This window comes from Pseudomonas sp. AP19 (assembly GCF_001728855.1).
GTDB classification, from domain to species: Bacteria; Pseudomonadota; Gammaproteobacteria; order Pseudomonadales; family Pseudomonadaceae; genus Aquipseudomonas; species Aquipseudomonas fluorescens.
Genome location: NZ_LXJP01000043.1, coordinates 50,147 through 62,605 on the forward strand (window position 1 = coordinate 50,147; position 12,459 = coordinate 62,605).

Genomic DNA, 12,459 nt, shown 5'->3' on the forward strand with positions numbered 1-12,459 from the left:
TTTCAGTAAAACCGAGGTGAGGCTATCGCAGGCAAGCCAGCTCCCACATTTAGATCAGTGTCAGCTTCACTTCAGCGTTATACCTGGCGTCAGCGTGGCTGGAACCACCAGGCTCGGCGTTTCCAGGGACGCCACCGGGTACGCGCAATAATCCGCGGCGTAATAGGCACTGGCGCGGTGGTTGCCCGAGGCGCCCACACCGCCGAACGGCGCGGTGCTGGCGGCGCCGGTCAACTGTTTGTTCCAGTTGACGATACCGGCACGGCTTTCCAGCCAGAACTGCTGGTAGCGCGCTTCGGAGTCGGACAACAAGCCCGCAGCCAGGCCGTACTGGGTGTTGTTGGCCTCGGCAATCGCCCCGGCAAAATCAGCGTAGCGGACCACCTGCAACAGTGGGCCGAACAGTTCTTCATCTGCGCGCTCGGCCACACCGGTCACGTCGATGATGCCAGGGGTCAGCAGCGCGGCCTGAGCCTGCGGCTGGGTCATTTCCAACAGCGCCACCGCGCCATTGGCCAGCATCTGCGCCTGGGCGTCCATCAAGGCTTTGGCCGCGCCAAGGGAAATCACCGAGCCCATGAACGGCGCTGGCTGCTGATCGAACGCGCCGACTGCAATCGTCGCGCTGACCGCCACCAGGCGCGCCAGCAACGCATCGCCCCAGGCGCCTTGCGGCACCAGCAAGCGGCGTGCACAGGTGCAACGCTGGCCGGCAGAAATAAACGCCGACTGGATGATGGTGTAGACCGCCGCATCCACGTCGGCCACTTCGTCGACGACCAGCGGGTTGTTGCCGCCCATTTCCAGGGCCAGGATCTTGTCCGGGCGCCCGGAGAACTGCTGATGCAGGTGGTTGCCGGTGCGGCTCGAACCGGTAAAGAACAACCCGTCGATGCCCGGGTTGGCCGCCAGCGCGATGCCGGTTTCCCGCGCGCCTTGCAACAGGTTAAGCACACCCGCCGGCAAACCGGCTTCGATCCAGCATTGCACGGTCAGCTCAGCGACTTTTGGGGTCAGCTCGCTCGGCTTGAACAGCACGGTGTTACCCGCCAGCAACGCCGGGACGATATGCCCGTTCGGCAAGTGGCCAGGGAAGTTGTATGGGCCGAACACCGCCACCACGCCGTGGGGTTTGTGGCGCAACACAGCGGTGGCATCGCCCAGCGGGCCGCTCTTTTCGCCGGTACGTTCACGGTAGCTTTGCACCGAAATGGCAATCTTGTTGGCCATGCTGGTGACTTCGGTGGCCGATTCCCAGAGTGGCTTGCCGGTTTCCTCACCGATGCAACGGGCGATCTCATCCGCGCGGCGTTTCAAGGTGGCGGCGAAGGCTTCCAGCACGCTGATGCGCTCTTCCAACGGGCGCCGCGCCCAGCCCGGGAATGCCTGGCGTGCAGCCTGCACGGCGGACTCGACCTGCTCGGCGGTGGCGCCATTACCGGCCCACAGCACCTGCTGGGTCACCGGGTTGCGCGATTCAAACAGCTCACCCTGGCCGGCCAGCCAGCTACCTGCGATGTACAGCGAATTCATTATTTCGACTCCCGAGCAGCAGACAACGGAACAGCACGCACTTGATCACCCACCACCAGTTGCAGGCGCTTGGCGGTCAACAGATCGACCACCAGCGTGCCTGCCGCCAGACGGGCCGGTGCGGCGGTAATGCGGCACTCCTCGCGCTTGCGGTTATGGATCAGGAACGGCGTGGCGTCGTCCCCCGGCGTGCCGATGGCCAACACCAGCGACTGGCTGTCGCGCACCGCACGGATTTTACTGGTCTCACATTCCACCGCCGGGCCGGCGTCAAAGATGTCGACGTAGCCCTGGTAGCTGAAACCTTCGCTCTTGAGCATGCTCAGCGCGGGCTCGGTATCCGGGTGGACCTTGCCGATCACGTTGCGCGCGTCCTCGGAAAGGAAGCAGCTGTACAGCGGAAACTTCGGCATCAGCTCGGCGATAAACGCCTTGTTGCCCACGCCAGTCAGGTAGTCGGCCTGGCTGAATTCCATCTTGAAGAAGTGCCGGCCCAGGCTTTCCCAGAACGGCGAACGCCCGGCTTCGTTGGACACACCACGCATCTCGGCAATGATCTTGTTGCCGAACAGCTGCGGGAATTCAGCGATAAACAGCATGCGCGCCTTGGCCAGCATGCGGCCGTTGAGGCCGTTGCGGTAATCGGCATGCAGGAACAACGAGCACAACTCGGAATTGCCGGTGAGGTCGTTGGCCAAAAACAGCGTCGGGATCTCACGGTAGATGTTCAGCTCCTGGGAAGCGCTGACGGTCAGACCCACCCGGAAGTTATACCAAGGCTCACGCAGGCCGACGGCACCGGCGATGGCAGAAATACCCACCACGCGGCCTTCGTCGTTTTCCAGCACGAACAGGTAGTCGGCATCACCCCGCCCGGCTTCGCCGCGAAAGGTTTTTTCCGCCCAGCCAACCCGGTGGGTCAGGCGCTCTTCGTTGGCCGGCAAGGTGGTGAGGCCGGTGCCGGTGCTGCGCGCCAGATCAATCAGGGCCGGTAAATCGCTGCTGCGTACGGGACGAACGATCATGCTATCTCCTCAAACAGGCCGCTGTTGCCAGCCACCCGCGAAACTCTGTGTTTAAACCGCAACCAGACGCGCGCTGGCACCTTCACCGACGCCCAGGGCTTCAGCGGTTTGCAGGTCCAGGGTCACCGGTTTGCCGGGCGCGTAGTCCAGGTCCACCATCACCGCGCGGTAATCCTGCAACTGCGCGTTGCTCACCAGGTACTGGCGGCCGACACCCTTGAGCATCTCGCCGATCTTCACCGGCACCACGCGGCTCTGCGCGATCGAGCGAATGCCCGAGACCCGCGCGTGCAGCGTCGGGCCGCCGTCGAAGATGTCGATGTAATGGTCGGTCTCAAAGCCTTCGCGCATCAGGATGTCGAAGGTGATCTGCGCACGCGGGTGCACCTGGCCCATGGCTTCCTGGGCTTCGTCCGGCAGCAGCGGCACATAGATCGGATAATGCGGCATCAGCTCGGCGAGGAACGTGCGGCTTTTCAGCCCGCACAGGCGCTCGGCGGCGGCGTAGTTGAGGTCGAAGAAGTTGCGGCCAATGGCGTCCCAGAACGGCGAGTCGCCGTTCTCGTCGCTGTAGCCGACAATTTCGGTCACCACCGAGTCGGCAAAGCGCTCGGGGTGGCTGGCGACGAACAACAGGCGGCCACGGGAGTTGAGTTCCGACCACGCGGACCCGACCAGCTCCGGCACCACGTAGAAACTGGTGAGCAGGCTGTTGCCGGTGAGGTCGTGGCACTGGGAAAGCACGTGAATCTTGTTGTGGATCTTCAGCTCGCGGGAGGCGTGCACGAAGGTTTCGTTACGGAAGCTGTAGAACGGCTCCGAGTAACCCGCCGACGCGACGATGGCCGAGCAGCCGGCGAGCTTGCCGGTCTCGGTGTCTTCGAGCACAAAGAAGTAGCTCTCTTCGCCGTTGAAACTGACCTCAGCCGCGAAGGACGCTTCGCTGGCGGCGATCTTGTCACTCAGGCGTTCCACATCGTCCGGCAAGGAGGTGACACCAATCGGGCTGTCCGCAGCCAGACGCTGTACCTCGCCCAGATCAGCCATTTGCGCGGGGCGCATCACCAGCATGGTGTCACTCCTTAACTCGAAAAACTCACAGGAAAAAATGCCAGGCACGCATTTGAAACCCGCGAAGGTCAAGCGTGGGAGCGGGCTTGTTCGCGAACGCGGTGGTTCAGTCACCTGTACGGTCGAATGACACACCGCGTTCGCGAGCAAGTCCGCTCCCACATTTTGATCTTCACGGCTCCAATCAAGAGGCCCGGCACAAAAATTTAGGTTCGATGCCCAATGGTTTGAGCACCGAACGGCGTATCAAGCTTGCGTCAACGTCTTCACAGCACGTTCAAAACGGTCCAGGCCTTCCTGGATGTCTGCGTCGTCCACCACCAGGCTCGGGGCGAAACGCACCACGTCGGGGCCGGCTTGCAGGATCATCAGGTTTTGCTTTTCGGCCGCGTTGAACACGTCCTTGGCCTTGCCTTTGAAGGCGTCGCTGAGCACACAACCTATCAGCAGGCCCAGGCCGCGCACTTCGGTGAAGATGCCGTATTGCTTGCCGATCTGCTCCAGGCGTGCCTTGAACAGGGCGTGCTTGGCGTTCACACCGGCCAGCACTTCTGGGGTGTTGATCACGTCGATCACCGCTTCCGCCACCGCACACGCCAGCGGGTTGCCGCCGTAGGTGGTGCCGTGAGTGCCGACCACCAAGTGCTTGGCCAGGTCTTCACGGGTGAGCATCGCCGCAATCGGGAAACCGCCGCCCAGGCTCTTGGCGCTGGTGAGGATGTCCGGCACCACGCCGTAGTGCTGGTAAGCGAACAGATGGCCGCTGCGGCCCATGCCGGTTTGTACTTCGTCAAATACCAGCAGCGCGTTGTTCGCGTCGCACAGTTCGCGGGCGCCTTGCAGGTACGCCAGTTCGGCCGGCAATACGCCGCCTTCGCCCTGGACAGGTTCCAGCACCACGGCGCAGGTCTTGTCCGACACGGCGGCTTTCAGCGCGGCCAGGTCGTTATAAGGGACGTGGGTGATGCCGGTGATTTTAGGCCCGAAACCATCGGAGTACTTCGACTGGCCACCGACGTTAACGGTAAACAGGGTGCGGCCGTGAAAGCTGTTCAACGCCGCGATGATCTCGTACTTCTCGGTCCCGAAACGGTCGAACGCGACGCGACGGGCCAGCTTGAAGGCGGCCTCGTTGGCTTCGGCGCCGGAGTTGCAGAAGAACACGCGCTCGGCAAACGTGGCGTCGATCAGCTTATGCGCCAGGCGCAGGGCCGGCTCATTGGTGAAGACGTTGGAGACATGCCACAGCTTGTTGGCCTGCTCGGTCAGTGCACCGACCAGCGCCGGGTGGGCGTGGCCCAATACGTTAACCGCGATGCCGCCGGCAAAGTCGATCAGCTCGCGGCCGGCCTGGTCCCATACGCGCGAACCTGCGCCACGCACAGGGATAAAGGCGGCAGGTGCGTAGTTGGGAACCATGACCTGGTCGAAATCGGCACGTTGCACCGGGGCTTGCTCAACGGACATCGGAGTCTCCTGAAGAGGAACGCCTGCCTGGAACTGGCAGGCGATGCAGGGATTGTAAGGACAGTTTTCAGTGCGGCCTTGCCGCCAAGCGACAACTTCTTATAGCGCCAACCCGTGATTTTCCAGGGTTTACGCCAATGCGACAAATAGCGTCGCAATCGCGCAGTTTAAACCGTGTGCAGGCCAAGCGGCAGCGCCGTTTTCTGCCCAAGCCCGCCGTACGCTATTTATCTGTCACCGATGAGTGTGAGCCAAGTGGTCTGCTGACCAGCCATTGAACTCAAGGAGACTTCATCCCATGACACAGCTCACCCTCACGAACCCACCTACGCCTCACCAGGACGTTCACCTCAGCCTGGTCCGCAAGGCCATTCCCGCGTGGCTGGTTACGGCTTCGCCGAGCAGGCGTGCCGCGCTCAAGGACACGGCGCCGAGCCTGCCCGCCTGGTACACAGGTCTCAACCGCCAACAGCACGCTCAACTCAGGCAACTGGTCAGCGAAGCCTGGACCGCACAAAACGCACTGGACCGGGTGATGATGCCGCTCAAGTCTGCCGAGGACTTCGCCGCCGAGGTGTTGCAACCGGCGCTCAAGCAACGCTTTGGCGTGGAACGCGATGTGCGCACCACCTTCCTGCGACTCTACGTGCCCACCTCGCTTGGCGCCGCCACCACCTGGACGGTTTCACTGCTCGACGCTGCTCTGCACAACTTTGAGGCCAGCGAAACAACCGCCGGCGCCTATGAGCCCCACTCAACGTTCATTACCAAGCCTGCGGCCCGCGGGCATTTCGAAACCCTGCCAAGTGTCGCCACCCGCCTCACCGTGCCGCAATTCACCCGACTGTGCCGCGAGCTGGACATTGGAGGCCAGTACCACACCTATCTTCGCGAATACCTGGCACTGGACAACCCGGTATCACTGGCCACCCTGAAACGTAAACAGGAGCGCTGCGAGTTTGCCCAGCTGAAAGTCGCCGCGCAGATGGCCCGCCTGAGTGGTGATGTGTCCGAGCTGCAATTTCAGCAATTGCAGACGCTGTTGACGACCCCGCAGGATTGCAAAGTGCTGCTCAGCTATGACCTGAGCATCATGTCGAGCGCACTGACCGGCATCATTCTGTTTGCCGCCGCCGACCTGGAGCGCAGCAGCACCACAGTGCCGGTGATCGCCTATATTCCAGACGACCCGCAGCAACCACTCAAGGCGTATGCATCGACACAGGCCTTTATGCAGGCGCTGAGCGACGCGCTGCGCGAACCTGAGTACCAACAGTTCTTCAGCCGCTTTGTGAACCATGGGGAGCGCGGCTACTTTTTCGCCGACCTCAGCCAACGCTTATCCCACGTTATCTGGCATCAACGACTGGCCACAGACCCGCGCCCCAGCTGGCGCGATGCGCCTATTGATAACCCCAGACTGCAGTTTTCCACCACCCGCATCACTCAGCCGCTGTTCGATTATCTGTATGAAATCAAGCTCAGCAAACTGTTCAACGACGCTCAAACCCGCGCCGTTTCCACCGCCGGAGCCGATCAAAAGGCCCGCTGGGAACGTTGGCGCCTGATCGAAAAAATCGGCACGGCGGTGCTGCAGATTGCCGCACTGGTTGCCGCGCCTTTCATACCACCTCTGGGCCTGGCGATGCTGGGCTACACCGCCTATCAACTGCTCGACGAGACTTTTGAGGGCATTCTCGATTGGGCCATGGGCCTCAGGGCCCAAGCCTTTGGGCACCTGATGTCGATACTGGAGCAGGCCGTGGAACTGGGCCTGTTCGCGGTCGGCTTGCCGATCGCCAGCGACCTGGCCCGCGAGCACCTGCCGGCCGGCGTCTGGGCATTCATCGACCGCCTGACTCCGGTGACTTCGCGGGACGGCCAAACCCGCCTGTGGCAACCGGACCTGGCACCTTATGCCCATGACCAGCCTCTGCCGCGCCAATCACAACCCGATACGCAGGGGCTGTACCATCACAATGGCCAGAGCCTCCTGGCGTTGCCCGAGCGGCACTACGCAGTGGACATCGAGCCGGGCGCCGGGCGCCACGCGCTCAAGCACCCGTCACGCGCGGACGCCTATCGCCCCAAGCTGTTTGGCAACGGCCAAGGCGCGTGGGTGACCGAACTGGACCGCCCGTTAACCTGGGACAGCACCACCTTGCTACGACGCCTTGGCCCGCAGGCTGACCTCTTCAGCGATGCTCAACTGGAACAGATACGCCATGTCAGCGGCGTCCATGACAACGCCCTGCGCCATGTATATCTGGCTCAAAAACGCCCACCGCCCCTGCTGGCTGACACCCTCAAGCGCTTCAAGATCGACCGCGCGCTGCACGATTTCATCCAGCAGATAAGCAGCGAGGATCCGGCGGTGTACGGTTTGGCCGACGCACAAACGCAACTGTTGTTGCTGAGCAACTACGGTTTGTGGCCGGAAACCAAGACCCTGCGCATCATCAACAACGACGGGGCGACAGTCTGGCAAGTACCGGGCAAACCCGACGCCAGTGTTGCGCAGATCCACGAAGCGCAGCTCAAAAATGGTGATCTGCTCAAGACCATCATTGAAGTGCTGGACGAGCCTGAGCGCAAAATCCTGCTGGAAGAGGAATTTGGCCAGCCCATGATCTCCGCACAGGCGCGCTCGCGAACCCTGCGACAACGGCTGGCGCGCGTGGCGCAAGAAAAACGCTTGTCACTGTTCGACTCGGCTTATCGAGGCCAGGAACTCACCACCAACCTGCAACTGACCACGCTGATCGACGCAGTGCCCGGCCTGCCCCTGAGTGCCGCCCAGGCGCTGCAGGAAATCGCGACCGCCGAGGAGCTGCAGGAAATCGACCTGGGGCGCATCCCCCAACGTCTGAAGGAACTGGCCCTTTGGGCCCGGCAGGAAACCCGGGTCGCACGCGCCTACGAAGGCTTGTACTTGAACTCGGTGGATAACCTGGACACTGACCGTCTGGCCCTGGACTCCCTGGAAAACCTGCCCAACTGGCCCGAAGGGCTGCGAATCGAGGTTAGAAATGATTCCGCCGACGGCACGCTGCGCAACGCCATCGGCGAATTGAGCGCGCCGACCCGTCGCACGCTGGTCTACTCCGACAGCGGCGGCTACACACCGCTGGACAACGGCGTCGCCTTATCGGCCAAAACGGACCTCTACACGGCCCTGCTTCAAGCCCTGCCCGACTCGGCGCGCAATGCGCTGAACATTCATATTGCCCAAGGCCCGCTGCTGCGCCAAAGCATCGCCCTGCATGCCCTGGACCGCGCGGTGCTGCGGGCGAGGCTTGCCAGCGACCCGCTGCGCAAACCCACCTACGACCCTAAAACCATGCGCCTGCTCGGTGGCATGGACGGTTATGGCCCCGCACCTGCCTCCGTAGCCGGCCAGGAGCCGACCCTGTTGGAACGGGCGCAGGATTTATTCCCGGCCTTGCGACCGGAGCAACTCAACCACATCGTGCACTCCCTTGACCAAACCGCTGGCGGCGCACTGCGCGCACTGGTGGCACTCAAGAGTGAATACCAACAGCTCGATCGCGACCTGTCGGCATGGATCACCGCCACGCCGTCCTTGGCACGCGAAACCGCTACGCCCCACGCCGCTGAAAGCGTGAGCCAGGCCAAACGTGCGCGCCAACAGTGGGCCGAAGAAATCAAACGCGCCTGGCGCCTGGAAACCGAAACCGATCAGTACTACGAGCCACCGTTGATCAACGGGCAAAAACTGGTACTGAACGGCCCCATTTCCGGCAACCCGCCGGCACTGGCGCCGTACTTCAATTTCATCTCGTACCTGGCGCTGGAAGGCGACCACAGCGCCCTGCAGATTGATGGGTTTCTGACGAGGTTTCCAAACGTGCGCTTTTTGTCGGTGCGCAACGCCGCGCTGGGAGCGCTTCCCGAAGGCCTCGGCGCGATGCCAAGCCTCAATGAACTGGTACTCAGCGACTGCAACATCACCCTGACCGCGCCAGAGCAGGCGATACTCGCCTCATTGACCGCGCTGCGCTCAGTGGATTTATACAACAACCCACTCGGGCTGACGCCCAACGTCGAGCAGTTGTCCAACCTGCGCTTTCTGGACCTGAGCAACACCGGTATTACCGAACTGCCCAACGGACTTGTGCAGTGCCCGCACCTGGAAGTCGCGCTGTTGAAAGACAACCGGATTCACACGCTGCCTGCCGCACTCTTCGAACTGCCTGCCAGCGTCAGCCATAGGTTCGACTTATCCGGCAACCCGCTGTCACGCCCTACCCTGGAGCTGGTCAAAAACTACTACCGGCGCACCGGCAGCTACTTTGAAGCAGATGCAGAACCGCTGGACGTCGCCCTTGCCAAAAAGCTCTATCCGAACTTCAGCAAGGACGACATCAACCGACTGATATTCGGCATCGCCGGCAACCTGGAAATGGGCAAAATCGAACTTGTACGCCTTGAGCTTGATTACCTCACGCTCAGCGGCGACCTCGACACCTGGGCCCAGGCGCCCGGTCTCACCGCCCAGGCCCAGGCCAACCGCCGGGCGGTTCAGGACACGCTGCAAGCATGCTGGCGCAGAGAGAGCCCCCTGGATGAGCGCAGTCAAAGCGTAATCCCCACCTACGAACTCGACCTGGCAGCGCCTATCGGTGAAAAACTGCCAACACTCGCCACGCGCTTTACCGACGTGACCTCGCTGAAACTGCGCGGCGATGCGGCCCCGCTGCAGTTGGACGCGTTTTTGCAAAGCTTCCCGAACCTCGAACGACTGTCGGTCACTGACGCCGAACTGGGAGACCTACCCTCGACGATTTTCCTGCTACCGAAGCTCTCCTCATTGACCCTGCAAGACTGCGCGCTTGAACTTTCGCCCGCCTCGATTGGCGCACTGGAACAGCTGACGACTCTGGAATACCTGGACCTGAGCAGCAACCCGCTCAAGCTTATTCCCGACGTCCGCCGTATGCCCCTGCTGTCCTGGATCAAGCTGAACAACACTGGCCTGAAGGAAATACCCGCGGCGCTCATCAGCCCCACGCACCGCCAAGTCATCAACTTAAGCCATAACGCGATCACGCAAACCCCGGCTGAATTGTTTCAACTGCCCGCCGACGCCACCAGCGCATTTGATCTGTCGGATAATCCACTGTCACTGACCGCTCTGCAACGGATAAAAACCTACTGCCAGGCCACCGGCGAACATTTCAACGCTGATGCGCCGGCGGCGGAACACAGTCGGGTAAAGCGGCTTTACCCAACCTTTACGCCAGCCGAAGTGGATCGCTTCATCTTTACACTACCGGGGAACATGGAGGGCGTGACTGCCGAAGTGACCCGCCTGGAAACCGAATACGCCAGGCTCATTGCCGACCTGACGACATGGGCGCTGGATGTGCCGCAACGGCATCCAGTCCTGGACATCGCACTCGACGATCACACGCGCGCTGAAGAACAGATCCACCGCCTGGCCATCAAAGCGCAACTGGAAGAAGGCTGGCGTCGCGAGAGCGACGCGGATGAGCTGAATGGCGGGCAGGAGGTCACCCACAAACTGGTGATCGACACGCCCATAATTGGAGCACTGCCCGACATAAATGCGCGGTTTGAACATATCTCGCTGTTGGAAATGAGCGGCGAAGGGACCACCTCAAACGTCGAAGGCTTGCTCCAAGGATTCCCCAAACTGAAAGTTCTTTCGCTGCACAGATACACGATGGGCGACATTCCCGCCGCTATTCTGAATCAACCCCACTTGATCACGCTGAGCCTCACAGAGTGCGCAATCCGCCTGACGCCCCACAGCGCCAATGCGCTTTCCGGGATGCGCACCTTGGAGTACCTGGACTTGAGCGAAAACCCACTGGGCATCACGCCGACGGTCAGCAACCTGCACAACCTGAACACGTTGCACCTGGAAAACACTGGAATCAACCACCCCCCAGCCGGCGTTTTCTCCCTGCCAAACTTGCGAACCGTGGACCTGAGCGAGAACCTGATAGAAGAGATCCCTTCGCACATTCTGGAAGTGAGCCCCACTTGGGACTATGACTCCGACCTTGGCGGCAACCCGCTCTCGGACGCCAGTTTAAATGTGCTCAGACAATATTATCTTCAGACGGGGAATGACCTGGGCGTGGAAGCGGCCTCCCTCGACGCCGGCGGACAGCCGCTGGTACCGCCACCAACTACCCCCGTACCGATGGAGGAGTAAACAGTGTTCTCAGCCGCGCTCGGATGGCACCGACGATAACTCGAACGGGCTGCTGCTGCGTCGCTGGTTGCGGTCTTCGCGAGGGGTGGCGCCAAAGAAGTTGCGGTAGGCGCTGGAAAAGTGCGGCCCCGAGGAGAAGCCGCACGACAGGCCGATCTGGATGATCGACTTGCTGGTTTGCATGAGCATCTGGCGCGCCTTGTTCAGGCGCAATTCCAGGTAATACTGGCTGGGAACACGATTGAGGTACTGCTTGAAGATCCGCTCCAGTTGTCGTCGCGACACGCACACATGCTGGGCGATTTCGTCGGTGGTCAGCGGCTCTTCAATGTTGGCTTCCATCAACAACACCGCCTGGGTCAGCTTCGGATGGCTGGAGCCCAGGCGGTTTTGCAGCGGGATACGCTGGCGCTCGCCGCCTTCGCGGATGCGCTCCACCACCAACTCTTCGGAGACCGCACCGGCCAGTTCGGCGCCGTGGTCACGGGCCAGCACCGCCAGCAGCAGGTCGAGCACCGACATGCCACCGCAGGCGGTCAGGCGATCACGGTCCCAGTCGAACAGGTGGCTGGTGGCGATGACCTTGGGGAAACGCTCGGCAAAATCGTCCTGCCAACGCCAGTGCACGGCGGCGCGATAACCATCCAGCAGGCCGAGCTGCGCCAAGGGGTACACACCGGCCGACAGACCACCGATCACACACCCGGCGCGCACCAGCTGCTTAAGTGCGGTGCTCAGTTGCGAAGTAATCGCGGTGGGTGGCTCATCCGCCAGCAGGAACAGTTTCTGAAAGCCTTCAAGCTTGCCGGCCCACGGCTCGCCGGGTAGTTGCCACGCGCCGTCGGTGCGCGGTTCAGCCTGTAAAAAAGACAGTTCGTACACCACGTCCGGATGCACCCGCTGAGCAACGCGCAAAGCCTCCTCAGCCAGCGCAAGCGTCAGGGCTTTTGTGCTGGGCCAAATCAGGAAACCAATTCTGTGGGCGGTCATGGAATGCTATCCGAAGCGAAGAACGGTAATGAAGACAAGGGCCAATGCTAGCCCGGAAACCAACACAAATCTCAAAACATATGGAGATCCAATGTGGGAGCGGGCTTGCTCGCGAATGCGGTGGGCCAGCTACACATCTGCTGACTGATCCACCGCTTTCGCGAGCAA

At 61.6% G+C, this 12,459-nt stretch carries 6 protein-coding genes; 1 reads left to right on the forward strand and 5 read right to left on the reverse strand.

What is annotated here, in order from left to right; translation table 11 throughout:
- Window positions 1-66: 66 nt before the first annotated feature.
- The 4 genes from astD to A7D21_RS24765 form a co-directional block, all read right to left on the reverse strand.
- Window positions 67-1,536: a succinylglutamate-semialdehyde dehydrogenase gene (gene astD, locus A7D21_RS24750; RefSeq protein WP_171902635.1), complete on the reverse strand. Its 1,470-nt coding sequence runs from the start codon at window positions 1,534-1,536 to the stop codon at window positions 67-69.
- Complete coding sequence (astA, locus tag A7D21_RS24755) at window positions 1,533-2,558, reverse strand: arginine N-succinyltransferase (RefSeq protein WP_069552896.1); 1,026 nt, start codon at window positions 2,556-2,558, stop codon at window positions 1,533-1,535. Before astA ends, astD begins: the two co-directional genes overlap by 4 nt.
- Before the next feature lie 51 nt (window positions 2,559-2,609).
- Window positions 2,610-3,629 carry an arginine/ornithine succinyltransferase subunit alpha gene (gene aruF, locus A7D21_RS24760; protein WP_069552897.1) on the reverse strand — a complete coding sequence of 340 codons (1,020 nt, stop codon included), beginning with the start codon at window positions 3,627-3,629 and terminating at the stop codon, window positions 2,610-2,612.
- A 246-nt stretch (window positions 3,630-3,875) separates the two neighbouring features.
- The gene (locus tag A7D21_RS24765) at window positions 3,876-5,096 is read right to left on the reverse strand and encodes an aspartate aminotransferase family protein (protein WP_053257618.1); all 1,221 of its coding nucleotides are present in this window, start codon (window positions 5,094-5,096) and stop codon (window positions 3,876-3,878) included.
- Window positions 5,097-5,394: 298 nt separating this feature from the next.
- On the opposite strand from A7D21_RS24765, the gene A7D21_RS24770 reads away from it, so the two are divergent.
- Window positions 5,395-11,301, forward strand: coding sequence for a leucine-rich repeat domain-containing protein (locus A7D21_RS24770; RefSeq protein ID WP_069552898.1), 5,907 nt, complete (start codon window positions 5,395-5,397; stop codon window positions 11,299-11,301).
- 9 nt (window positions 11,302-11,310) lie between these two features.
- On the opposite strand, the gene A7D21_RS24775 is transcribed toward A7D21_RS24770, so the two are convergent.
- A complete protein-coding gene (locus tag A7D21_RS24775; protein WP_069552899.1) occupies window positions 11,311-12,291 on the reverse strand; it encodes a GlxA family transcriptional regulator in 981 nt (326 codons plus the stop codon).
- Window positions 12,292-12,459: the final 168 nt, after the last annotated feature.

Coding starts and splice junctions, on each gene's coding strand:
- astA (WP_069552896.1), bottom strand. CDS start 2,558: ATGATCGTTCGTCCCGTACGCAGCAGCGATTTACCGGCCCTGATTGAT.
- aruF (WP_069552897.1), bottom strand. CDS start 3,629: ATGCTGGTGATGCGCCCCGCGCAAATGGCTGATCTGGGCGAGGTACAG.
- A7D21_RS24765 (WP_053257618.1), bottom strand. CDS start 5,096: ATGTCCGTTGAGCAAGCCCCGGTGCAACGTGCCGATTTCGACCAGGTC.
- A7D21_RS24770 (WP_069552898.1), top strand. CDS start 5,395: ATGACACAGCTCACCCTCACGAACCCACCTACGCCTCACCAGGACGTT.
- A7D21_RS24775 (WP_069552899.1), bottom strand. CDS start 12,291: ATGACCGCCCACAGAATTGGTTTCCTGATTTGGCCCAGCACAAAAGCC.